Here is a 23,930-nt window from a genome sequence, read left to right as displayed (position 1 = left end):
AGCTCYTTACCACTTTAACACGGCAAGTATCCGGATCCAGGCGATCAGCATGTGCAGTGCTGCTTGCTGATCCGGAAAATCCAGAGCAACGATGATCGGTTTTAACGCATCAGTCATTTGTATATCCTGTTTCATTCGCCTTCCAACCCTTGGACCGGACGTGTACTGTCCCAGGTTTTACAGGAAGGACACTGCCAGTAAAGTGTTTTGCTGTCATAGCCACACTGACCACAGCGGTAGCGGGGCTTGCTTTGTGCCAACTGCTCGGTAAGTTCACGCAGCGTACTCAGACTGCCTTTCACAGCAATATCGCTCTGCTGTAACTGCAGGTCAATCAGATAATTAAACCCGCGCAAGGATGGGTGCTTTTTTAACGCATCGACAATATACTCTGCCGCTGCTTGATCGCCATAACTCGCCTGTAGCAATTGCGCTTTTGCAACAATCAATGTAGTAGACGGATACTGCGCCAGACACTGCTCCAGATAGCTCAGATAAACCTTGATGTTATCCAGTTCAGTGTAACACTGATACAGCAACCCAAGCGTTTCAGGTATCATCAAAGGGTCTTGATCAGCCACCTCTTTTAAATGCTTGATCGCACCACGCCAGGCATAGCGCTGCATTTTATGCTCAGCCAACATCAAGTTTGCGCGCACACAGGCGGGATCCAACTTTAGCGCTTGTTTAAGTCGATTTTCTGTAGCTGTACCTGGCTCACCGAGTCGGCCCTCGGCGAGCTGACAGGCATAATGCGCCATTTCATGAGCAACCGCTGTGCGCTTGGAATCAGGTAATTTCAACGCGGTATTCAGCGCCTTGTCCCACTCCAACTGTTTTTCATACAGTTTTGCCAGAAGCCGTCGAGCGCTATGGCGCAACTCGTCACGCGGATTATCACTTATCACCGACTGCAATAAAGCCTCAGCTCTGTCCAGCAAACCCACGGCATTGTAGTCTTTGGCTAAGGATAATTGAATGTTGAGAAAGTCTTCATGCAACAGGTCGCTACGAGCCAATAAAGTCTGATGCAACTCAATTGCTTTCTCATACTCACCCTTTTTGCGGAACAGATCAGCCAAAGCCAGGTAGGCTGGCACCGTATCAGAATTGATTTCCAGTACACGAATAAAACGCTCTACAGCTTCATCGGTTTTATTGTGAATAAGGTAGTTAAGGCCATGATAGTAATCGCGGCCTGGCATCGCCTGCAACGAATTGCCAGGTCGTCGGTAACGCCCCAATAGCCAACCCGCTGCTATAGCAGCCATCAGCATAGGAATTAGCAGAGCATACTCTGACATATCAGGCTGGATCTTTCAGACCTGATGTTCTCAATTTATTAATTTCCTGTCGTGCTGAAACCACTTTTTTATTCAGGTAGTAGAGCCGGGTTTTCAGTGAAACTACGACCACTGAGCTTATTAACACACCCAGAAGCCCACCAACAGCAAAAGCCCCAAGCAACCACATAGAGAGACTGGCTTCAGGTAGCGTGAAGAAAATCAGATCAATTTGCACTGGTGTCATGTTATGCAGGGTGAAAAGAATCCCTACAAGTAATACCAACAACACCAGAACCACAACAATCAAACGCTTCAGAAAACGCACGTTTAAACCTCCGTCAGACTGGCTTTATCAGCTACCATTCATACTATTATTTACCTGATCGCGCATCTCTTTACCAGGTTTAAAATGCGGCACGTATTTGGCATCCAACGACACAGCGTCACCTGTTTTAGGGTTACGCCCGATACGGGGCGCGCGATAATGCAGCGAAAAACTACCAAAACCGCGTATCTCAATACGATCGCCGTCAGACAGAGATTCGGTCATATGATCGAGCATTGTCTTCACTGCCAATTCCACATCCTTGACTGATAACTGCGGGTGCTGCTCTATCAGGCGTTCAATAAGCTCTGATTTTGTCATGGTTTTCTCCCTCCACTCAAATCGATGAATGCTCATCGCTCTGCCGACACGGACACAAAACTACCTTAAGTCAGGCAGTAGCAACCGTTATCGACTATCTTTTTTCATCTGCGCCTTAATCAACTCTCCGATCGTCGTCGGACCGGCTGCTTCAACAGGAGCCTGTTCTTTTACCGCTTTAATAGCATCCTTTTCAACCTGCTCGGTCAATTGCTTCACTGACAGGTTCACACTGCGATTACGGCGGTCCAGACTGATAATAATAGCATCCACCAGCGTACCAACCGGATACAACCCAGAAAGATTGTCCACACGATCACGCGACACTTCTGAGACTTTTAGAACACCCTCTACACCTTCAGCCAATTCAACAATGGCCTGGCGATCGTCACAACTAATCACTTTACCCTGAACCTGTGCCCCTTTCGGATTCAGATCAGCATAATTGGCAAACGGATCCGAGCTGGCCTGTTTAATACCCAGTGCAATACGCTCACGTTCAGGATCCACAGACAGCACGACAGCCTCGACTTCTTGTCCCTTGCTGTACGCCTTTACCGCTTCTTCTCCCGGATCATCCCAGGAGAGATCAGACAAGTGAACTAGTCCGTCGATACCGCCTTCCAATCCGATAAAAATACCAAAATCGGTGATGGATTTAATCACTCCAGAGACGCGATCGCCTTTATTGCATCGACTTGAAAAACCTTCCCATGGATTTTCCTGACACTGCTTCATGCCGAGCGAAATTCGACGACGCTGCTGATCAATATCCAGAATCATAACATCGACTTCGTCCCCCACCTGTACAACTTTCGAGGGGTGAATATTACGGTTGGTCCAGTCCATTTCAGATACATGCACCAAACCTTCAACGCCTTCACCTATTTCAGCAAAGCAACCATAGTCAGTCAGATTAGTAACACGCGCCCTGACCTTATCACCGACATTATTTTTACTCACCAGTTGATCCCAGGGATCCGCTTGCAACTGTTTAAGCCCCAGAGAAACACGGCTGCGCTCTTTATCAAACTTGAGCACCTTAACATCGATTTCCTGACCAATAGTCAGCAACTCACTCGGATGTTTAACACGTTTCCAAGCCATGTCAGTGATATGCAGTAAGCCATCAATACCACCCAACTCGATAAAGGCACCGTAATCAGTCAGATTTTTCACCACGCCTTTGATTACCAGGCCTTCTTCCATTTTTTCTAACAGCTTTTCGCGCTCTTCAGTGTAAGCCGCTTCAAGCACTGCCCGGCGGGAAACGACAATATTATTGGTACGAGCATCCAGCTTGACCAACTTGAGCTCCAGCTCCTGACCTTCCAGATAAGCGGTATCACGAACAGGGCGTACATCAACCAGCGAACCCGGCAGGAAAGCGCTGATCCCATTAACATCTACTGTTAAACCACCCCGCACTTTACCGGTGATATAGCCTGTGACAGTTGCATTCGCTTCATAGGCAGTTTCCAACACACCCCAGGATTCAGCACGGCGAGCTTTTTCACGTGAAAGCAGGGTTGTACCAAAGCCATCCTCGAGAGCTTCAAGTGCTACTTTGACTTTGTCACCTACGGCAACGGTCAACTGTCCCTTATCATCCTTAAATTGATCAAGTGGAATTGCACCTTCTGATTTCAGGCCAGCGTTGACGATGACGAAGTCATTCTCGACGGCAACCACCAAACCGGTGACTATAGAGCCTGGAGCCATTTCAAGCTCTTTCAGACTTTCTTCAAACAGCTCTGCAAAACTCTCGCTCATTACCCGCATCCTCAGACTGAAACTGCCTAGCGCAGCCCTTTATGTTTTGCTTCATCCAGCACCACCTCCAACACCTCCTCAATTGTCATTTTGGTGGTGTCCAGAATCACCGCATCAGGCGCCGGTTTCAGTGGCGAAACGCTGCGGTTCATGTCCCGCGCATCCCGCGCTTTTAAATCCAATACTATATCTTCAAGGCTAGCACTCAGGCCCTTGCTAATCAACTGCTTATAACGGCGGTTACCACGCTCCTCTGCACTGGCATCCAAATAGACCTTTAAACAGGCCTCCGGAAAGATCACAGTTCCCATATCCCGGCCATCGGCGATCAGGCCAGGCGCAACGGCAAAATCACGCTGTCGCTGCAGTAAAGCCTTACGGACCGGGGGCATGGCCGCCACAACCGATGCATCCGCACCGACAGCTTCAGTCCGAATCGTATCAGTAACTTCTTCGCCCTCAAGTACAATTTTAACATCATCTGCGGATCCAGCCAGAAATTGCACATCCAGATGGGCAGCAACGACTTGTATGGACTCTTCATCATCCAGGGAGATACCATGATGCCGGGCAGCTACAGCTGTCAAACGATACAAAGCTCCACTATCCAGCAAGTGCCAGTTTAGCTTCTGCGCTAACAGACGACAGATCGTTCCTTTACCGGAACCGCTCGGACCATCAACAGTAATGATAGGTATTGAAGCTCTGGTGGACATAAGTCCGCCTCCTTTCTGGATTAGTGTCCTGCACTACTGCATAGCACAGAATCGAACTGGTTAACGCTTATAACTGTATCAGCCACCCGTCATTCTCCCGGATTATCTTCACCTTTTACGGGTGCAATAGACGGAGAGTTAGGAGATGGCAACTCATAAGCCGTTCCCGTCAGTAATGTACTGAAATATTCACGCGCAATGCGTGCACGAGTAAAAATACCCAGTAATGTCTGACCATCTTCTGTATCTATCGCCTGACGCAGACGAGATAGACCGGTGGTAAATTGATCTATCTGATCTAACAGTGCATCCCGGTTAGCCTGACAGATATCGTGCCACATCACCGGATCACTTGCGGCAATTCGGGTAAAATCCCGGAAACCACCCGCAGCGTAGCGAAAAATATCTTTATTTTCCTCTTCATGCGCCAACGTATCCACCAGCGAAAAAGCCAAAAGATGTGGCAGATGACTGGTCGCAGCCAGCACTTCATCGTGACGCTGAGGTTCCATTTGCAATACCTCAGCTCCCAGAGACTGCCACAACTCTGAAATCAAAGTGACGGCCAGGGACGAAGTATCAGGTAAAGGAGTCAGTATTACTTTATGACGTTCAAACAAATCTGCATTAGCAGCGCTTACACCACTTTTTTCTGCACCCGCAATCGGATGCCCGGGAACAAAATTTCCCGGAACAACTGAAAATACACGCTGAGCGGCCTCAATAATATTCATTTTCGTGCTGCCAGCATCGGTCAACAAGGTGTCAGACCGCAGTGCAGGTGCAATCGTTTCCAGTAGAGACTCCATCGCCTTGACCGGCACAGCCAACATGACTAAATCAGCTTCGGCTACGGCATCAAGCAAAGATGTCGCTTGTTTATCGATAACACCAAGCTGAAGTCCTAGCTCGCATTCCGCCGGATGCAGGTCGTAGCCGATCACTTCATCCACCAGATGACGCGCTTTAAGAGCTTTAGCAAAAGATCCACCAATCAGGCCCAGACCAATCACCAACACCTTATTCAGGGTCCGTTTCACACTATCACCTTTTTCAACGCATCCAGGAAGCGTTGATTTTCCGTTTCTGTACCCAGCGTAACACGCAAATGTTGCGACATGGCGTAGACACCCAGCGGTCTGACAATGACGCCTTGCTCAAGCAGAGCCTGATAAACAGGCAAGGCGTCTTTTTCACAATCAAAGGTGATGAAATTAGCCGATGATGGAATATACCTAATTCCAAGCGCCGCCAACCCGGCCTGCACCTGCAGTCGTCCCTGCTGATTCAAACTGACTGTACGCGCCAGATACGCCTGATCAGTCAATGCAGCCATTGCCGCTGCCTGAGCAACTGAACTGACATTAAACGGCTGACGAACGCGGTTTAACAGATCCGTAACAACCGGATTGGCAATAGCAAAACCAACGCGCAGTGCAGCCAAACCGTAAGCTTTGGAAAAAGTACGGGTGACGATCAAATTACTGTAGGTTGCGGTGAGCGCTAACCCATCAGGCGTATCGGCCTGTTCGGTGTACTCACTGTAGGCCTCATCCAGCACCACCAGCACCCGCTCAGGTATACGTGCCATAAACTGCTTAAACGCCTGGTCGGACAGACAGGTACCGGTCGGATTATTGGGGTTGGCAATAAAGATAACCCGGGTGCGTTCAGTCACAGCCTCTGCCATGGCATCAAGATCATGGCCATAATCCCGCGCAGCTACGCTAATACCTGTAGCGCCACAGGCTTTGACTACCAGCGGATAGACAACAAAGGCATACTCCGAATAGATCGCTTCGACACCTTCACGCAAAAAGGCACGTGCAACCAGCTCCAGCAGATCATTAGAACCATTACCAAGCGTGAGTTGTTCAGTAGCCAGATTGAAACGCTGACTCAATGCTTGTTTAAGATAATAGCCATTGCTGTCCGGATAGCGAGTCAAACCCGCCAAGGCTGATTCAACCGCAGCGACAGCAGCAGGAGATGGGCCCAGGGGGTTCTCGTTACTGGCTAGTTTAACAATATTGCGAATGCCCAGCTCCCGCTCCAGTTCTTCAGCGGGCTTGCCGGCCTGGTAAGGCTGCAGCGCCTGCACACCAGGGTTGGACAGAGCTACAAAATCACAGCTCATAGTTGGCTTCCTATTGTTATTAGAGTACAGCTCTGGGATAAGATCCCAGCACTTTAAGTGTATCAGGACCTCTGTCTAGCTCACTCAGCAAATCCATTACTGGCGCATCTTCCTGATGCCCTTCAAAATCTATGTAAAACAAAGAGTAAGCATCTCCGCCTTGATGTACTGTCCGACTCTCCAGACGTGTTAGACTGATATCGCGCTGCCGGAATGCGCCCAGCACATCATGAAGTACACCAGGCTGGTCTTTGACTGACAGCAGTATCGAGGTTTTGTCATGGCCGCTAGGCTCTACATACTGTTTACCCAGCACAAGATAACGGGTATCAGCTGCCAGCGTTTTATCATCGGCAGGGTCAAGCAACAACTCTACTTCTCCGCAGATGCGCAGATCATAGCGGCGAAACAGGTCCAGCGTGTGACTGACCAGACCCTCATGAGCACTTTCTATTGGAGTGACAGCATAGTGACAGTGTCCCTGCTCTACGGCCTTGAGTGCCTGTTCAGCATCGGTCATAGCGGCTCCCCTGACAGAAAGGCCAAAGTGCTTGCGTACCGCTTGCTCAGCATAGCCGCCTTCAGGCCCAGGGTAAGCCACGCTGAGTGGCTGTTCCAGTGCCAAACATACCGACATCACTTCACGAAACAAGCGCGCCATAGCCTGATCAGGCAGCGGTCCGGTGTTGCGTTCCATAACTCGTCGCAACACCTGTGCTTCACGCTCTGGTCGGTAGAATACAGCGGGTAATGCCTGATTAAAACGCTGCTTCACCTCAGCAACTTGCTGAGCACAGGACGCCCGTTGATTAATCAATGTCTGTAATTGCTGGTCTATAGCATCAATCTGATCACGCAGTGCCCTGAGTTCAGTTTCATCGCTGGCAGATGGCGCATCCGGTATTTGATCAGCCATGCTGCGTCTCAAACTCGGCCATAAATACCAGTAGCGCATCGACAGCGGCTTCGGGTACCGCGTTATAGATACTGGCGCGCATTCCACCAACAGATCGATGTCCTTTGAGGTTCAATAGCCCCGCCGCTTCAGCCTGCTGCAAAAACAGCTTATCCAGAGCAGCATCAGCCAGCGTAAAGGGCACATTCATACCGGAACGGCTATCAATTGCTACAGGATTGGCATAGAAATCGCTTTGATCTATAGCAGCATAAAGCTTGGCAGCCTTACGCTGATTAACCTCAGCCATCGCAGCCACTCCTCCCTGGCGTTTCAGCCAATCGAACACCAGACCTGACAGGTACCAGGCGAAAGTCGGCGGGGTATTATGCATAGACTCACCCTCAGCATGTACTTTGTAGTCATACATGGTGGGGGTTCCTGCCAGGGTCTGGCCAAGCAGATCCTCACGTACGATCACAACGGTCAAACCGGCAGGGCCGATATTTTTCTGGGCACCCGCATAGATCACTCCAAAACGGCTGACATCCACGGGAGCAGAGAGAATATCCGATGACATATCGACGACCAGAGGCACAGAGCCACTATCGGAATATAGTTGAACTCCACACCACCAATGGTTTCATTGCTGGTGTAGTGCAGGTAAGCCGCCTCCGGACTCAACTGTATTTCGTTCGGGGCTGGTGCACGTCGAAAATCGTCAGCTGCTGTCGAGGCAGCAAGGTTAACAGTACAGTAGCGAGACGCTTCGGCAATAGCCTTCTTTGACCAGATACCAGTATTGATGTAATCAGCCGTTTGCTTGCCGCGCAACAGGTTCATCGGCAACATAGCAAATTGACTGCTGGCACCGCCTTGCAGAAAGAGCACCTTGTAATGATCCGGAATCGACATCAGCTCACGCAGATCTTGCTCTGCCTGTTGTGCAACCGAAACGAACTCATCACTGCGATGGCTCATCTCCATGATCGACAGGCCTTTTCCTTGCCAATCACACAAATCCCGCTGTGCCTGTTGTAACACTTCATCCGGCAACGCGGCCGGCCCTGCACTGAAATTATATTTACGTGTCATTACGTCTATCAGTCCGGTTGCTCTGGTGGGAGAAATCCCTCCCACCTAAGTTGATGGTGTTTTACTCGTCTGCGGCTGTATCAGAAGCTACGTCAGAAGCTGAGGAATCATCCGCTTGTGGCTGCAACGCTTGCGCGCCCAGCTCAACTTCGTCATCTTCCGGCTCTTCAATACGCGCCAGACCAACCAGTTTTTCGTCTTCACTCACGCGAATCAACATAACCCCCTGGGTATTACGACCCAAGACAGATATTTCTTCTGTACGTGTGCGTACCAGGGTGCCGCGGTTACTGATGAGCATCACGCCATCGCCGCTGAAGACCTGCACTGCGCCAGCCAGGGATCCGTTACGCTCAGTACACTGCATGGCGATAACCCCTTGACCGCCACGGCCTCTGAGTGGGAAGTCTTCCACGGCCGTTTGCTTACCAAAGCCTTTTTCAGACGCGGTAAGTACTTTGCCGCCCGCCTGTGGAATCATCAAGGAGATAACACTGGCCTCTTCTGGCATTCTGACACCGCGCACACCGCGGGCTGTCCGGCCCATGGAGCGAACATCCTGTTCATTAAAGCGCACCGCTTTTCCAGCACTGGTTACCAACATCACATCGTCATTACCATTGGTAATAGCGGCACCGATCAAGTGATCGCCTTCGACGATATCCAGTGCAATCAGGCCGGTACTACGAGGCCGGGCAAAACTCTGCAATGGCGTTTTTTTCACCGTGCCCTTGGCGGTTGCCATGAACACAAAGCGATTTTCATCAAACTCTTTGACAGGCAGAATGGTGTTGATCCGCTCGCCTTCTTCCAACGGCAATATATTCACCAATGGACGCCCACGTGCAGCGCGACTGGCTGGTGGAATTTCATAGACTTTCAACCAGTAAACCTTGCCACGACTGGTGAAACAAAGCACGGTATCATGCGTGTTGGCAATCAGCAGATGCTCGATAAAGTCTTCATCTTTCATTGCTGTTGATGACTTACCCTTACCACCACGCTTCTGAGCCTGATAAGCGTCCAGAGGCTGTGTCTTGGCATAACCACTGTGTGAGATAGTCAGTACCATATCTTCTTCAGTGATCAGATCGGCAACGGTGAGATCCTGTTGCGAAGACATGATTTCAGTACGACGTGGATCAGCGTACTCATCAACGACAGCGGCCAGCTCTTCACGAATAACTTCCATCAAGCGTTCACGTGATGACAGGATATACAGCAGCTCGGCGATTTTCTCCACCAGATTGCGGTATTCGCCAATCAGTTTTTCGTGCTCCAACCCGGTCAATCGGTGTAAACGCAGATCCAGAATAGCCTGTGCCTGAACCGGTGACAGATAATACTGACCATCGCGCAAACCGAACTGCGGCTCCAGATCCTCAGGACGGCAGGCATCTTCACCGGCACGCTCCAGCATCTCCACCACATTGCCCGGCTGCCAAGGCGAAGCAATCAGACGCTCACGCGCATCAGCCGGGGTTGGGGATTCTTTGATCAGTTGAATGATCGGATCAATATTAGCCAGCGCTATCGCCAGCCCTTCCAGAACATGACCACGTTCACGTGCTTTACGCAGCTCATACACAGTACGTCGTGTAACCACCTCGCGGCGGTGCAGGATAAAGCACTCCAGCATGGTTTTCAGATCAAGAATACGTGGCTGCCCATCCACCAGTGACACCATGTTGATTCCAAATACGCTTTGCAGCTGTGTTTGGATAAACAGGTTATTGATAATCACCTCAGGCACTTCACCGCGACGCAGCTCAATGACAATGCGCATACCGTCTTTATCAGACTCGTCACGCAGTTCGCTGATACCTTCCAGCTTTTTCTCTTTAACCAGATCAGCAATTTTTTCAATAGTACGGGCTTTGTTAAGCTGATAAGGAATCTCAGTAATCACCAGCATTGGCCGGCCATTACGTGGATTATCTTCAACATGGTGACGCGCACGCACATAAATGCGCCCACGTCCGGTACGGTAAGCCTGTAAAATACCTGCACGACCATTAATAATCGCACCGGTGGGGAAATCCGGACCAGGAATAAACTCCATCAACTCATCAACTGTGAGCTCCGGGTCATCAATCAGCGCCAGGCACCCTTTTACCACTTCACTGAGGTTATGCGGCGGAATATTGGTCGCCATACCCACGGCGATCCCTGACGAACCATTCACCAACAGATTGGGTACACGTGTCGGCAACACCGCTGGAATACGTTCAGTGCCGTCATAGTTATCAACGAAATCGACCGTTTCTTTATCCAGGTCAGCCAGCAGATCATGGGCGATCTTGGCCATGCGGATTTCGGTGTAACGCATGGCAGCGGCACTGTCACCATCTACGGAACCAAAGTTACCCTGGCCGTCGACCAGCGGCGCACGCATGGAAAAGCTCTGTGCCATCCTGACGATGGTATCGTAAACAGCGCTGTCACCATGCGGATGGTATTTACCGATGACGTCACCGACAACACGTGCCGATTTCTTGTATGGTTTGTTCCAGTCATTCCCAAGTTCGTGCATGGCAAACAGAACCCGGCGATGCACCGGCTTCAAACCATCACGCACATCAGGTAAAGCTCGACCTACAATGACGCTCATGGCGTAGTCGAGATAGGACTGTTTAAGCTCATCCTCAATATTGACTGGCAGGACTTCTTTGGCTAGATCACCCATTCGCTCAGCGTTCCTTGATTCGGTATGCTTACACGCCGTTGATACGGCAGTTTATTAACGCGCTATTATACCATAAACACACGCTGACTCACCTCTGCTATGAGTGTTAGAATCAACTTGAACTGACCAATTGGAAATTAATTGACCATGAGCAACTCCCGAGCACTGAACCTTGACCCTGCCGAGATAGCAAAATTTGAAGAACTGGCCAGCCGCTGGTGGGACAAAAACAGTGAATTTAAACCGTTACACGATATAAACCCGCTCAGAGTCGGTTTTATTGACCGTATCGCCGGACTGGCAGGCAAGCGAGTTATCGATATCGGTTGCGGCGGCGGAATACTCTCGGAAGCCATGGCCAGGCGAGGTGCCGAAGTAACCGGCATTGATATGGGTGAGGCACCGTTAAAGGTCGCCAAACTGCACGGACTGGAAAGTGGCGTCAAAGTAGATTACCAGCGCATTACGGCCGAGGAGATGGCGCTTACCCATCCACAAGCCTTTGATGTGGTCACCTGCATGGAGATGATTGAGCATGTACCCGATCCGGCTTCGGTGATTAATGCCTGCGCCAGCCTGGTTAAACCCGGCGGACAAGTGTTTTTATCAACACTTAACCGCAATCCAAAAAGCTATTTGTTTGCAATCCTCGGTGCCGAACGCTTGCTCAGACTAGTCCCTGCAGGCACCCATGATTTCAATAAATTTGTCCGACCCGCCGAACTCGCTGGCTGGGCGCGTGAAAATGGATTGAATATCACTGAAATGACCGGCCTGACCTACAACCCCCTGACCCGCCAGTATCGTCTCGACCCGAATGATGTGGATGTGAACTACATGCTCGCCACTCAAAAGGCGAACCTGGCATGACACCGATTCAAGCTGTGTTGTTTGATCTTGACGGCACCCTGGTTGATACTGCACCCGACTTCCACCGTATCTGCAACCAGTTACTTCTGGCTGAAGGCCGCCCAGCGGTTGACTATACTCAACTGCGCTTATCTGTTTCCAATGGCGGACGGGCCGTTATTGAAGAGGCATTTGGCTTTAAAGACGACCACCCGGACTTTGAGCGCCTACTTGAGCAGATGCTGGCTCTTTATGAAGCATCTCCCGCTCAGGACAGTCGACTTTTTGCTGGCTTCGATGAAATGCTAATGTGGCTGGATGAGGTGAACATTCCCTGGGGCATAGTAACCAACAAGCCCGCACGCTTTACCCACAAACTACTCCAGCAACTGATTCTGGATACACGCTGCGCCGTAACCATCTGTCCCGATGATGTTAGCCGCAGCAAACCGGATCCAGAAGGACTGTTACTGGCCTGTAAGCGTATTAACCGACCGCCAGCCAGCACGCTCTACATTGGCGATCATTTACGTGACATTCAGGCAGGCCAGGCGGCAGGTATGCGCACCCTGGCTGCAGCTTTTGGTTACTTGAGTCCTGATGATCAACCCCAACACTGGCACAGCGATTTTTGCATTCAGGAATCTACCCAACTACTACCTCTGCTAAAATCACTTATACATCCATATTAATAGCAATCTAAGCTTAATAGGAGCACCAAGATTATGTTTGCATACAACGCGCCGACTGATCTTTTAAAAGACAGAATCCTTCTCGTTACCGGCGCTGGTGAGGGCATAGGCCGTGAAGCAGCAAAACACTATGCCGCCCACGGCGCCACAGTGATTTTATTAGGCAGAACCCAGGAAAAGCTGGACAGGGTTTATGATGAAATAGAAGCGGCCGGCTATCCACAGGCAGCCATTGTACCCATGAACCTGGAGGTGGCAACGGAGCATGACTATATTGAGCTCTGCAATACCCTGCACCAAGAATTTGGCCGACTAGATGGCATCCTGCACAATGCAGGCATTCTGGGCGTTAGAACCCCGATAGAAAACTATGACCCGGTCATTTGGCACCAAGTCATGCAAGTCAACCTCAACGCCCCCTTCATGCTGACGCAAACACTCATGCCCTTGTTGCAGGCATCAGAAGACGCATCCATCATCTTCACCTCATCAGGCGTAGGGCGCAAAGGAAAAGCTTACTGGGGCGCTTATGCTGTGTCTAAATTTGGCACAGAAGGATTGATGCAAGTACTGGCTGATGAGCTGGAAAACACGCCTAACATTCGTGTTAACGCCATCAACCCAGGTGGCACGCGCACCAATATGCGCGCTTACGCCTACCCAGGAGAAAACCCAGCTACCCTACCAACACCAGCCGATATCATGCCGGTGTATTTATACTTGATGGGCCCGGATAGCAAAGATACCCAAGGCCAGTCAATCGATGCACAGGCTTAAATAAGCGCAGCGCCAACGTTAGCGAGCATTGCGCTTGCCGACTGAGCGCCCGCGAGGCTTCGCCTTTACCGACCTGACATCGCCCTTTCCGGCCACAGCATGCTGACGTACGCGCTGCTTACGAAAACGTCGCTCATCCGCATCCAACTGTGCTGGCGTTCGATCAAAGGGGGTTTTGTCAGCATCAAGACCCACTTCAGCTGCCAGCATATTACTCTCTTTACGACCCAGCTCACGCCAGGTACCTACTTTGACATCACTGGGTAAAAATACCGGCCCAAAGCGCACACGCTTCAGACGGTTAACCTGTATACCCTGAGATTCCCATAAACGACGTACTTCACGATTACGCCCTTCCATCAGAACACAGTGGTACCACTTATTAGCACCTTCTCCATCAAAAAAGCGCACATCGGTAAAGCGCGCCATACCATCCTCAAGCAACACGCCTTTAGTTAACTGCTCAATCATACCCTCAGTTATCTCACCCAACACACGCACCGCATACTCACGATCTATCTGTGCTGAAGGGTGCATTAACCGATTCGCCAACTCACCATCCGTGGTAAAAATCAGCAGACCAGTAGTATTGATATCCAGCCGCCCTACGACTATCCAGCGCCCCTGCTTCAAAGGTGGCAGATTATCAAAAACTGTAGGCCGCCCTTCCGGATCATGGCGGGTACATACTTCATCCAACGGCTTATTATAGATAACAACGCGCCTGGGTGACTCTGATGCGAAAATCAACTTCACAGGACGACCATCAACAACAACCTGATCACTTTCAGTAACCCGATCACCAAGACCGGCAAGTTTACCATTGATTGATGCCCGACCTGCTTCGATCCAACGCTCCATCTCACGACGTGAGCCAACTCCGGAGCGCGCCAATACTTTTTGAAGCTTTTCACTTTCCATTGACGCTACCCTGATAATTCATCCAAAAAATACTAAAATCAATCCACACTCGGCAACTGATCCTTACTGATACCACGCTGCTTCATATAGTCCGCAAACGCAACAGGTGTCCTGCCACGACCTGACCACTCATGACGCTCACCTTCGGCATCGATAATATAATATTTTGCTTTAACTGTTTTTTTCGGTGCGACTTCAGCTAAATCCGATAAATCTGAAATATCCAGACCAGCGTCTTTCATTGCCTGGCGGATCTGCTCAATTTTTTCGATACGCTTACTTTCTTCTGCCGCTTTTAGCGCTTCCTCTTCCTTACGCTCAGCAAGAATGTCACTTAAATCAGAAAGAACCTTTTCCACATCACCGACAGACAAGTCCTGGCATTGCTTTCTTAAAGAATTTTTACGCATTAGTATTTTGATAAAATCAGACATTTGATTAATTCCCACCTTATTTATTGACCTGCCTATTATCTTCAGAAATACAGCTTTTGCAATAACAGGCTAATAAAAATATTTTACTACATAAAGGAACTTATATTACCCGCACCCTCACGCGCTATTTCAGGTTCATCGCCAGTTAGATTTATAACACTGGTCGCTTCCATGCCACAAAAACCACCATCTATCACCAAATCAACATGATGCTGCAAGGTATCGCGAATATCGTACGGATCAGACAAGGGCACAGTTTCTTCCGGCATGATAAGTGACGTGCTCATAATAGGTTCACCCAACTCCGCCAGCAATGCGGCAACTATAGGGTTATCAGGAACACGAATGCCGATAGTACGACGCTTTGGATGTAACAACCTGCGTGGCACTTCACCGGTAGCATTAAGTATAAATGTAAAAGCACCAGGGGTATGTGCTTTCAGCAACCTATATACTGAGTTATCTACCTTAGCATAGGTTGATATTACCGAAAGGTCGCCGCAAACCAGCGTGAAATTATGCTTGTCATCCAGACGCCTTATTTGACGGATACGATCAACCGCTTTTTTATTTTCGAGGCAGCAACCTAGCGCATAAGCACAATCAGTCGGGTAAACAATCACACCGCCTTGCCTTAATATTTCAACAGCCTGAGTAATCAGGCGCTTCTGAGGATTTTCAGGATGAATCTGGAAAAACTGACTCACTACTACCTCCATCGCTGGCTAACTCAAACCAGCTTCTATATTAATATTTACTAAAAATTTATTTAACAAATGACTGCTATCAACATCAATAACAGGAAAGCGCCCCGGTGCCGTCCAGCTAGATTCAGGCGAATGGAAGTCGCTCCCTGCAGAAACTAAAAAACCGAACTGCTTAACTACTTTTAACAACTCACGCGCCTGATCAGGATTCATTCCCGGGTAACTCACCTCAACCGCCTCACAACCCCAATCTTTCAACTCACCCAGCAATAATCGTAGTCGTGTAAACGTCATATTATATTTCGTTGGGTGAGCCAGCACAGCATAACCACCCGCCTGATGGATAATATTAATTATACATTCTGGATCTGGCCACTGTGCTTTGACATCTCCCGCTTTACCCTGACCAAGATAGGTATCAAAAGCCTGCTTGGCAGAGTTTACATAACCACTCTGAATAAGTGCCTTAGCAAAATGAGGCCGGCAAATACTTGCATCACCGGCTATAACACGTGCCCGATCCAGTATATCGGCTGAGATACCTTTCTTTATCAGACGTTCTGCAATTTTTTCTGCGCGCTTATTACGCACTGCAATCAACTCAAGAACATAAGCTTGCAAATCCAGGTTTTGCTCATCCAAATTCAACCCTAATATATGCAAAACTGCCTACGCCACATACAGGTGAACTCAGCACCCGGCACCAAACACACCCCCCGGGCAGCGGCAGCCTGTTTAGCTTCAGCAATACCCCCCATCGTGTCATGGTCCGTTAGTGCCATAATCTGTATACCCTTATCTGCACACAGATCCACCAGCGCGCCAGGGGCCAATACGCCATCTGAGGCACTACTATGCATGTGCAAATCATATAACAAATTATATCTCCGGATTCAGGACATGAATAAGCATGACGGCCGACACCGGCCAGTCAAATTGCAGCAGCCATATCTGGCAAAAATAATGCGGATTCTGGGCCCTATTATAGTAGTATAATGACAAAAACACCCGCCCAATATGAGATACAACTGACTGTATCAGTAAAAAAACGCCGGAGAAAAATATGTTTTATGCCATTATTGCTGAAGATATCGAAGATAGTCTGGAAAAACGTCTTGAAGTACGTCCGGCGCATCTCGAACGTCTAAAACAACTCAGCTCTGAAGGTCGTTTACTTATAGCAGGACCACACCCTGCGATTGATAATGAAGACCCTGGAGATGCAGGCTTTAGCGGAAGCCTTATTGTAGCTGAATTCCCATCCTGACTGAGGCGCAGTTATGGGCTGATCAGGATCCTTACCGCATCGCGGGTGTATACAAAAGAATTAGCATCAAACCCTTCAAGAAGGTATTGCCCTGACCTTAGTAGTTTCTGCTATACTCTCCTGTGTAGAACTTGACCAAAAAAGCGACACTTATCTATGAAGTGCGTTTATCTTGGGTTAAGCTTTAGTATGCTTAAATTAAGCTGAGAAATTAACTAAAAGACCTACATCCAACCTGGCACAAGGAAATGATGATGAAGAAAATTGCTATAGCTGCCGGCCTGGCCCTGACTCTCGGCTTCTCAGCCGCTCAGGCTCAGGTTTCAGGCTACGCCGCAAATTCAAGCGACACTGTATGGCGCACCAGCTTCGGTGAATGCTGGCAGACAAGTTCTTGGAGCGTTGATAAAGCGGTTCCAGGTTGCGCTGGCTACGTCGCTCAGGCTGATGCACCCGCTCCAGCTCCAGCTCCAGCTCCTGAAGTTGCTGATCTTGAGCGCAAATTTGCACTCTACTTCGACTTTGACAAAACTGATGTTGGCGATATCTCTACCATTGTTAACCATATTGGTTCACTGGCTAGCGTTGATAGCATCGAACTGACTGGTCATGCTGACCGTATTGGTAACATGACTTACAATGATCGCCTATCACAGCGTCGTGCAGATGCTGTTGCTGTTGCACTGGCAAATGCTGGCGTTGATCGTAACTTGATGAGCACTAGCTCAATGGGTAGCCGTTCACCTGTAGCTAACTGTTCTGGTCGTGGTGCTGAGCTGATTGCTTGCTTGCGTCCTGATCGTCGTGTAGACGTTGAAATCAAAGGCACTCGTCGCGCTCAGTAATAACTGACCGGCAAGAGACAAAAAAACCAACCCTCGGGTTGGTTTTTTTTTCGCCTGAACCTCGTTAAGCAGTCACCCATCCCAACAGACAGGTAACTGCTTTAGCGGATTACTTCAGCCAGGCACGCGCATTTCTGAACATACGCATCCAACTACCATCCTCAGACCAGTCTTCCGGACTCCATGAATGCTGTACAGCACGAAACATGCGCTCCGGATGTGGCATCATAATCGTTACGCGACCATCCGGCGTTGTAATACCCGCAATCCCGGCTGGTGAGCCATTGGGATTAGCGGGATAACGTTCCGTTACCTTGCCATAGTTATCCACATAGCGCAGCGCGATATCCGAGGATTGCTGCAAACGTTGCAGATGATCAGCATCACTGAACTCAGCGCGCCCTTCACCATGTGCAATCGCAATAGGCATGCGTGATCCGGCCATCCCCTGCAGGAAGATTGAAGGCGTCTGCTGAACTTCTACCATCGCCTGACGTGCTTCAAACTGCTCAGAACTATTACGCACAAAGTGCGGCCAACGCTCGGCACCGGGAATCAACTCATGCAGATTAGACATCATCTGACAGCCATTACACACACCCAATGCAAAACTGCTCTGACGGGCAAAGAAAGCGGCAAATTCATCGCGAGCGCGACTATTAAACAATACTGATTTCGCCCAACCTTCACCGGCACCCAATACATCACCGTACGAGAAGCCACCACAGGCCACCAAACCCTGGAAAACGTCCAGCGAAACACGCCCAGACAGAATATCGCTCATATGCACATCCACAGCGGTGAATCCGGCGCGATCAAAGGCCGCGGCCATTTCAACCTGACCGTTCACTCCCTGCTCGCGCAAAACAGCCACCTGTGGCCGCATTCCTGAGGCGATATAGGGCGCCGCTACATCTTCGTTTACAGCATAACTCAGTGCCACATGCAGGCCCGGATCATTGCGATCCTGAATCTGCTCAAACTCCTGCTGCGCGCACTCAGGATTATCACGCATCGACTGTAACTGATAAGAGGTTTCCGCCCAATAGCTTTGCAATAACGAGCGACTTTCACTGAAGATCTCTTCTTCATCAAAGTAGAGGTTAACCGAGTCATCCTCATTGATCGTACCAATCACACTGACCAGATCACCGAGACCTGCCGCATTCAGCTCCGTTAACACTTCAGCCGTGTGTTCGCGGCGCACCTGAATCACAGCGCCCAACTCTTCTGCAAACAGGGCCGCTGCAATCTCATCCTGGCCCGCCGCGAGCATATCCAGATTAATATCGATACCACAGTGGCCGGCAAAGGCCATTTCTGCCAGGGTAACAAATAAACCACCATCAGAGCGGTCATGATAGGACAGCAGCCTACCCTGGGCGTTGAGTTCTTGAATTGCAGCAAAGAATGCACGCATTAACCCCGCATCATCCAGATCAGGAGCCTGCTGTCCGACCTGATTATAGACCTGCGCCAGGCTGATAAGCCGAGTCGATTCTGGCCAGCACCCAGATCTATCAACAGCAGATCGGTTTCACCCTGATCTGTGAGTAGCTGCGGTGTCAGCGTTTTGCGTATATCTACCACCGGTGCAAAGCCCGACACGACTAACGACATAGGCGCGGTGACACTTTTAGCCTGACCCTCCTCGCTCCATACCGTACGCATCGACATGGAGTCCTTGCCGACAGGAATGGTAATACCCAGCTCAGGACACAACTCCATGCCCACGGCTTTGACCGTGTCATAGAGCTTTTCATCTTCTCCAGGATGGCCCGCGGCACACATCCAGTTGGCTGAGAGCTTAACATCAGCGATATCAGCAATCCGTGCCGCCGCCAGATTGGTCAGGGTTTCACCAACGGCAATACGCCCTGAGGCCGGAGAGTCAATTAATGCCAGGGGAGTCCGCTCCCCCATAGCCATGGCTTCGCCAGCATAGGTATCAAAGGAGGCCGCTGTCACAGCACAGTCAGCCACCGGCACCTGCCAGGGACCGACCATCTGATCACGTGCAACCAGCCCGGTAATGGTCCGGTCACCAATGGTGATCAGGAAGGATTTGGAAGCTACCGCCGGCAGTTTAAGCACTCGCTCAACCGCGTCTTCCAGATCAATATTGCTAGCATCAAACTCTGGCAGGTCATAGTTAATGCGTGTAACACTGCGATGCATTTTCGGTGGTTTGCCAAATAACACTGACATTGGCAAATCAACCGGTTTAGCTTCAAAATGGGTGTCATTTAAGGTCAGGTGATGCGCATCAGTCGCCTCACCCACCACCGCGTAAGGGCAGCGCTCACGTTCACAAATGGCTTCAAAACGTGGCATATCCTGCGGCTGACCGCCAGCACATAACGTTCCTGGGCTTCATTACACCAGATCTCCAGTGGTGACAGACCGGGTTCATCATTATTGATATTACGCAGTTCAAAATGCCCGCCGCAACCGCCATCTTTAACCAGCTCAGGGAAAGCATTGGATAAACCACCCGCGCCAACATCGTGGATAAACGCGATGGGGTTCCGATCCGCTAACTGCCAGCAGCGATCGATCACCTCCTGACAACGGCGTTCCAGTTCAGGGTTTTCGCGCTGTACTGAAGCGAAATCCAGATCAGCCGCCGAGCTACCCGATGTCATTGAAGAAGCGGCGCCACCACCCAGACCGATCAGCATCGCCGGACCACCCAGACAGATCAGTTTGGCCCCTACCGGAATCTCGCCCTTATCAACGTGATCTTCACGAATATTTCCCAAGCCACCGGCAATCATGATCGGCTTGTGATAGCCGCGCACTTCATCACCCGCCGCACCAGGCACTTGCTGTTCGAAGGTACGGAAATAGCCGGTGAGATTTGGCCGACCGAATTCATTATTAAACGCCGCCGCCCCTATAGGACCTTCCAGCATAATATCCAATGCGGTCACGATGCGTTCCGGCTTACCGTAATCCGATTCCCAGGCTGTTCAAAACCAGGGATATTCAAATCTGATACGGTAAACCCGTTCAAACCGGCTTTCGGCTTGGCGCCCTTACCTGTGGCACCTTCGTCACGAATTTCACCACCCGACCCGGTTGCCGCACCTGGATGCGGCGCTATAGCCGTCGGGTGGTTGTGTGTTTCAACTTTCATCAGGATATGAATGGGTTCCTGATGAAAGCCGTATGCCGCAGAATCTGGGTCTGGGTAAAACCGCCCGGCAACCGAACCGCTTATAACTGCAGCATTGTCTTTATAAGCCGAAAGGACATTCTCACCACCCAGCTCATTGGTGTTACGGATCATCGCAAACAGGGACTTATCCTGTGTTTCACCATCAATATCCCAACTGGCATTGAATATTTTGTGGCGGCAGTGCTCAGAATTAGCCTGCGCAAACATCATCAGCTCTACATCGGTGGGATTACGTTGCAGATCGGTAAAGCTTTGCAGCAGATAATCGATTTCATCCTCTGCCAGCGCCAGCCCTAAGGTCGTGTTAGCAGATTCAAGGGCTGCCCGCCCCTCTGTTAACACATCAACCAGAGCAAGCGGACGAGGTGCTTCATGCCTAAACAAGCTGGCAGCCGCCTCCAGCGTATCAACCACCGACTGCGTCATACGATCATGCAGTTGGGCCTGAATGAAGCTGCGCTCAGCATCACTCAGTGCAGTCCGGCTGTGAATATAGTAGGCTAACCCACGCTCCAACCGATTTATTTGCGTTAGACCACAGTTTTGTGCGATATCTGTAGCCTTGCTGGACCAGGGCGAAATTGTTCCAGGTCGGGGAATAACCAGAAACAGCTCGCCCTCAGGATTTTCAGCCATCCCTGTGGGGCCATAGCTCAGAATCCGGTCGAGCACGCCTTGCTCCTCGCCCTTCAGCGGAGCCGGTGTATCGGCAAAATGAATGAACTCAGCATACAGACCGGTTACTGAATCGGTTTGAGTCTGAAGGAGTGATAATAACTTATCACGACGGAAAGCCGAGAGAGCGGGTGCTCCACGCAGAACGAGCATGTCGATTTCGAGCCTCTTTTGGTACCTGTAACGCCAGGCATTAACAGCGGGAAATTAAGTGTATAGTTTACCCGAACAGGGGTATCCGATACCAGAAAAGCCAAGACATGATACCAACACAAAAATCTAATTACCTGCGCGAACTGTTACTGACCCTGCTGGTGCTTGGTCTGACCTTTGCTGTGGTGTTTATCAGCCTGAACAATGCCACCCAACTCAAGCTGATTCAAAACCAGGGCAAACTACGTGTTGGTACTGTCAACAGCCCAATGACCTGGTACCTGCAGCGGGGAGACCCCGCCGGATTTGAGTATGAGCTCAGCAAAGCCTTTGCCGACTACCTGGGCGTGGAACTGGAACTTACCGTTACTAACGATTACAACGAACTGTTTCGGAGCCTGCAAGGCCGCAGCGTGCATTTTCTGGCGGCCAATCTGCTTACCACCGATGAGCGCCGCCTGCTATTCAAAGCCGGTCCTGTCTACCGCGAAAGTAATTCAGTACTCATCTACAGGCAACGCCAGGGGCGCCCCGCCCCGCAAACCGCAGAAGACTTGGTCGACAGCCGAATCGGCGTACTGCCAGGCACCAGCCATGAAGCCAGCCTGCACAACTACCTCGCAGGCATCGACTCACTAGACTCAATAGAGATAATCACACCCGCCGATGCCGACAGTATTGACCTGCTGAGGGCCGTGCATGAAGGCGAATTAGATTATACCGTCACAGATACTTTCTTTTTTGGCACCCAGCGCTCTTTTTTTCCAGGCTTACAGGAAGCTTCAGCATTAGGCGAGCCCATTGCGGTGAGTTGGCTACTGCCCCTGCAAAGAGACCAGTCCTTCATCAATGCGCTCAATGATTTTTTTGCAGCGCCTGACACTCAAGCACTGATCACCGATCTGGAAGCTCGCTACTTCACCCAGGAAAATCCGTTGAATTTTTTTGATACGGTTTCTTTCCGCAGTCATCTGACCGAACGCTTTATACCGCTCAAACCGTATTTTTCACAAGCAGCCGAAAGCACCGGTTTTGGATTGTCACTACTGGCCGCCATTGCTTATCAGGAGTCACACTGGAATGCTGATGCTGTTTCGCCAACAGGCGTCAGAGGTGTAATGATGCTAACCAATGCCGCTGCCAGTGAGGTTAATGTTGAAGATCGCACCGATGCAGAACAAAGCATTCTGGGTGGGGCACAGTACCTGCTGAATGTAAAACAACGCATTCCTGCTCGGATTCCCGAACCAGACCATACCTGGTTCGCGCTGGCCGCCTACAATGTAGGCTATGGCCACTTGGAAGATGCCCGGCGATTGACTCAGCAGTTGGGTGATGACCCGGATCGCTGGGCCGATGTGCGTTCACACCTGCCCAAACTGGCTCAGGAACGTTATTACTCACAACTGCGCTATGGCTACGCCCGAGGCCATGAACCCGTCCGTTATGTCGATAACGTCCGGCGCTATATCGATGTGTTTGAGTGGGAATATCAGCTGCTGACTCGCGAAAACCAGCAACCCGATGACGAGGAAGGGATACCCAATGGCAACACGCCAGAGGATTTCCGCGACATCAGCGAAAAGGTGTTAAGGAATTTTGCTCCCAGCTTATGATCCGCGCTTGGCCGCTCGCCGCGCCCTAAAAAAACCACTCAGCTGTGCACTGCATTCAGCCGCCAGTACACCTGACGTCACGGCCGGACGATGATTTACATGCGCCAGCTCAAAACTGTTGAGCTGGCTGACTATAGCCCCCGCTTTAGGTTCAGTTGCAGCAAAAATGAGCCGCTCTATACGTGCATGGATCATCGCTCCCGCACACATCATGCAGGGCTCCAGTGTGACGTAGAGCTGCGCACCGGGTAAACGGTAATTACCCAGCCGCAAGGCCGCTTCGCGCAGGGCAATAATTTCAGCATGGGCACAGGGATCATGTGCACCAATCGGCTGGTTAAACCCAGTACCTATCACCTGTCCGTCCAACACCACCAACGCACCCACCGGCACCTCACCTAGATCTGCCGCCTGTTGTGCCAGCGCAAGTGCCCGCTTCATCCAGTCGATATCTACCTGATCCGTCACAAGCTGTGTCGCTCCCATTCAGTTGTCAAACAGCCAAGATAATAGCAGAGTTACACATCTGTATCAGTCACAGCTGAAGCCTGCGCCCTCCCCCCTAACAATAAGGGCCAG

At 50.4% G+C, this 23,930-nt stretch carries 20 protein-coding genes and 3 pseudogenes; 6 read left to right on the top strand and 17 right to left on the bottom strand.

Annotated features, from left to right (window positions below; genetic code table 11):
* Positions 1–131 precede the first annotated feature (131 nt).
* The 10 genes and pseudogenes from lapB to gyrA form a co-directional block, all read right to left on the bottom strand.
* Complete coding sequence (gene lapB / locus LH51_RS16550) at positions 132–1,304, bottom strand: lipopolysaccharide assembly protein LapB (protein WP_036524253.1); 1,173 nt, start codon at positions 1,302–1,304, stop codon at positions 132–134.
* Position 1,305: 1 nt separating this feature from the next.
* Positions 1,306–1,611, bottom strand: coding sequence for a LapA family protein (locus tag LH51_RS16545; RefSeq protein ID WP_036524251.1), 306 nt, complete (start codon positions 1,609–1,611; stop codon positions 1,306–1,308).
* A 27-nt stretch (positions 1,612–1,638) separates the two neighbouring features.
* Positions 1,639–1,932 carry an integration host factor subunit beta gene (gene ihfB / locus LH51_RS16540; RefSeq protein ID WP_036524249.1) on the bottom strand — a complete coding sequence of 98 codons (294 nt, stop codon included), beginning with the start codon at positions 1,930–1,932 and terminating at the stop codon, positions 1,639–1,641.
* A gap of 87 nt (positions 1,933–2,019) precedes the next feature.
* On the bottom strand, positions 2,020–3,705 hold the full coding sequence (gene rpsA / locus LH51_RS16535; RefSeq protein WP_036524248.1) for a 30S ribosomal protein S1: 1,686 nt from the start codon (positions 3,703–3,705) through the stop codon (positions 2,020–2,022).
* 26 nt (positions 3,706–3,731) lie between these two features.
* Positions 3,732–4,421, bottom strand: a complete 690-nt coding sequence (gene cmk / locus LH51_RS16530; protein WP_036524246.1) for a (d)CMP kinase — start codon at positions 4,419–4,421, stop codon at positions 3,732–3,734.
* Between the two features lie 89 nt (positions 4,422–4,510).
* A complete protein-coding gene (locus LH51_RS16525; protein ID WP_081960879.1) occupies positions 4,511–5,461 on the bottom strand; it encodes a prephenate dehydrogenase/arogenate dehydrogenase family protein in 951 nt (316 codons plus the stop codon).
* Entirely contained in the window at positions 5,458–6,558 is a 1,101-nt protein-coding gene (gene hisC / locus LH51_RS16520) for a histidinol-phosphate transaminase (protein WP_036524244.1), read from the bottom strand. Before hisC ends, LH51_RS16525 begins: the two co-directional genes overlap by 4 nt.
* Before the next feature lie 19 nt (positions 6,559–6,577).
* The gene (gene pheA / locus LH51_RS16515) at positions 6,578–7,474 is read right to left on the bottom strand and encodes a chorismate mutase (RefSeq protein ID WP_036524241.1); all 897 of its coding nucleotides are present in this window, start codon (positions 7,472–7,474) and stop codon (positions 6,578–6,580) included.
* Positions 7,467–8,548, bottom strand: a pseudogene (gene serC / locus LH51_RS16510) (3-phosphoserine/phosphohydroxythreonine transaminase). The gene pheA and the pseudogene serC overlap by 8 nt, the downstream one beginning before the upstream one ends.
* 61 nt (positions 8,549–8,609) lie before the next feature.
* Positions 8,610–11,234, bottom strand: a complete 2,625-nt coding sequence (gene gyrA, locus LH51_RS16505) for a DNA gyrase subunit A (protein WP_036524238.1) — start codon at positions 11,232–11,234, stop codon at positions 8,610–8,612.
* Positions 11,235–11,381: 147 nt separating this feature from the next.
* On the opposite strand from gyrA, the gene ubiG reads away from it, so the two are divergent.
* Genes ubiG through LH51_RS16490 form a run of 3 tightly spaced genes read left to right on the top strand, consistent with a single transcriptional unit; the run spans position 11,382 to position 13,552 of the window.
* Positions 11,382–12,104, top strand: coding sequence for a bifunctional 2-polyprenyl-6-hydroxyphenol methylase/3-demethylubiquinol 3-O-methyltransferase UbiG (ubiG, locus tag LH51_RS16500; protein ID WP_036524235.1), 723 nt, complete (start codon positions 11,382–11,384; stop codon positions 12,102–12,104).
* Positions 12,101–12,775 (top strand): HAD family hydrolase, encoded by a 675-nt coding sequence (locus tag LH51_RS16495; protein WP_036524232.1) that lies wholly within the window; start codon positions 12,101–12,103, stop codon positions 12,773–12,775. The genes ubiG and LH51_RS16495 overlap by 4 nt, the downstream gene beginning before the upstream one ends.
* Positions 12,776–12,808: 33 nt before the next feature.
* A complete protein-coding gene (locus LH51_RS16490) occupies positions 12,809–13,552 on the top strand; it encodes a YciK family oxidoreductase (RefSeq protein ID WP_036524229.1) in 744 nt (247 codons plus the stop codon).
* 18 nt (positions 13,553–13,570) lie between these two features.
* Here the strand turns inward: LH51_RS16490 and rluB are convergent, their stop codons facing one another.
* The 5 genes from rluB to LH51_RS19540 all read right to left on the bottom strand — a co-directional run bounded on the left by rluB (position 13,571) and on the right by LH51_RS19540 (position 16,474).
* The gene (rluB, locus tag LH51_RS16485) at positions 13,571–14,473 is read right to left on the bottom strand and encodes a 23S rRNA pseudouridine(2605) synthase RluB (RefSeq protein WP_036524226.1); all 903 of its coding nucleotides are present in this window, start codon (positions 14,471–14,473) and stop codon (positions 13,571–13,573) included.
* A gap of 38 nt (positions 14,474–14,511) precedes the next feature.
* Positions 14,512–14,907 (bottom strand): H-NS histone family protein, encoded by a 396-nt coding sequence (locus tag LH51_RS16480; protein WP_036524223.1) that lies wholly within the window; start codon positions 14,905–14,907, stop codon positions 14,512–14,514.
* An 86-nt stretch (positions 14,908–14,993) separates the two neighbouring features.
* Positions 14,994–15,614, bottom strand: coding sequence for an L-threonylcarbamoyladenylate synthase (locus LH51_RS16475; protein ID WP_036524220.1), 621 nt, complete (start codon positions 15,612–15,614; stop codon positions 14,994–14,996).
* Between the two features lie 18 nt (positions 15,615–15,632).
* Positions 15,633–16,256, bottom strand: coding sequence for a PHP domain-containing protein (locus LH51_RS16470; RefSeq protein WP_144244307.1), 624 nt, complete (start codon positions 16,254–16,256; stop codon positions 15,633–15,635).
* Positions 16,257–16,264: 8 nt separating this feature from the next.
* A complete protein-coding gene (locus LH51_RS19540; protein WP_144244306.1) occupies positions 16,265–16,474 on the bottom strand; it encodes a PHP domain-containing protein in 210 nt (69 codons plus the stop codon).
* A gap of 203 nt (positions 16,475–16,677) precedes the next feature.
* On the opposite strand from LH51_RS19540, the pseudogene LH51_RS16465 reads away from it, so the two are divergent.
* Positions 16,678–16,976: pseudogene (locus LH51_RS16465) on the top strand (YciI family protein).
* Positions 16,977–17,135: 159 nt separating this feature from the next.
* The gene (locus LH51_RS16460) at positions 17,136–17,726 is read left to right on the top strand and encodes an OmpA family protein (RefSeq protein WP_036524217.1); all 591 of its coding nucleotides are present in this window, start codon (positions 17,136–17,138) and stop codon (positions 17,724–17,726) included.
* A 109-nt stretch (positions 17,727–17,835) separates the two neighbouring features.
* Here LH51_RS16460 and purL read toward each other — a convergent pair.
* A pseudogene (purL, locus tag LH51_RS16455) lies at positions 17,836–21,735 on the bottom strand (phosphoribosylformylglycinamidine synthase).
* Between the two features lie 107 nt (positions 21,736–21,842).
* On the opposite strand from purL, the gene mltF reads away from it, so the two are divergent.
* A complete protein-coding gene (gene mltF, locus LH51_RS16450) occupies positions 21,843–23,351 on the top strand; it encodes a membrane-bound lytic murein transglycosylase MltF (protein WP_052063872.1) in 1,509 nt (502 codons plus the stop codon).
* Here the strand turns inward: mltF and tadA are convergent.
* Positions 23,346–23,819 carry a tRNA adenosine(34) deaminase TadA gene (gene tadA, locus LH51_RS16445; protein ID WP_235263797.1) on the bottom strand — a complete coding sequence of 158 codons (474 nt, stop codon included), beginning with the start codon at positions 23,817–23,819 and terminating at the stop codon, positions 23,346–23,348. The genes mltF and tadA overlap by 6 nt on opposite strands.
* Positions 23,820–23,930 lie beyond the last annotated feature (111 nt).

The sequence above is a fragment of the Nitrincola sp. A-D6 genome, from assembly GCF_000764495.1.
In the GTDB taxonomy this organism is placed as follows: Bacteria; Pseudomonadota; Gammaproteobacteria; order Pseudomonadales; family Balneatricaceae; genus Nitrincola.
The sequence above is the reverse complement of the archived record's forward strand: the minus strand, read 5'-3'. Positions and strand labels throughout refer to the sequence as shown.

Excerpts from the sequence above, each read along its gene's own strand:
- LH51_RS16495 (WP_036524232.1), top strand. The coding sequence starts at position 12,101 with ATGACACCGATTCAAGCTGTGTTGTTTGATCTTGACGGCACCCTGGTT.
- pheA (WP_036524241.1), bottom strand. The coding sequence starts at position 7,474 with ATGGCTGATCAAATACCGGATGCGCCATCTGCCAGCGATGAAACTGAA.
- LH51_RS16460 (WP_036524217.1), top strand. The coding sequence starts at position 17,136 with ATGAAGAAAATTGCTATAGCTGCCGGCCTGGCCCTGACTCTCGGCTTC.
- cmk (WP_036524246.1), bottom strand. The coding sequence starts at position 4,421 with ATGTCCACCAGAGCTTCAATACCTATCATTACTGTTGATGGTCCGAGC.
- gyrA (WP_036524238.1), bottom strand. The coding sequence starts at position 11,234 with ATGGGTGATCTAGCCAAAGAAGTCCTGCCAGTCAATATTGAGGATGAG.
- ihfB (WP_036524249.1), bottom strand. The coding sequence starts at position 1,932 with ATGACAAAATCAGAGCTTATTGAACGCCTGATAGAGCAGCACCCGCAG.
- lapB (WP_036524253.1), bottom strand. The coding sequence starts at position 1,304 with ATGTCAGAGTATGCTCTGCTAATTCCTATGCTGATGGCTGCTATAGCA.
- LH51_RS16480 (WP_036524223.1), bottom strand. The coding sequence starts at position 14,907 with ATGTCTGATTTTATCAAAATACTAATGCGTAAAAATTCTTTAAGAAAG.
- LH51_RS16490 (WP_036524229.1), top strand. The coding sequence starts at position 12,809 with ATGTTTGCATACAACGCGCCGACTGATCTTTTAAAAGACAGAATCCTT.
- LH51_RS19540 (WP_144244306.1), bottom strand. The coding sequence starts at position 16,474 with ATGCATAGTAGTGCCTCAGATGGCGTATTGGCCCCTGGCGCGCTGGTG.
- ubiG (WP_036524235.1), top strand. The coding sequence starts at position 11,382 with ATGAGCAACTCCCGAGCACTGAACCTTGACCCTGCCGAGATAGCAAAA.
- mltF (WP_052063872.1), top strand. The coding sequence starts at position 21,843 with ATGATACCAACACAAAAATCTAATTACCTGCGCGAACTGTTACTGACC.
- rluB (WP_036524226.1), bottom strand. The coding sequence starts at position 14,473 with ATGGAAAGTGAAAAGCTTCAAAAAGTATTGGCGCGCTCCGGAGTTGGC.
- rpsA (WP_036524248.1), bottom strand. The coding sequence starts at position 3,705 with ATGAGCGAGAGTTTTGCAGAGCTGTTTGAAGAAAGTCTGAAAGAGCTT.
- hisC (WP_036524244.1), bottom strand. The coding sequence starts at position 6,558 with ATGAGCTGTGATTTTGTAGCTCTGTCCAACCCTGGTGTGCAGGCGCTG.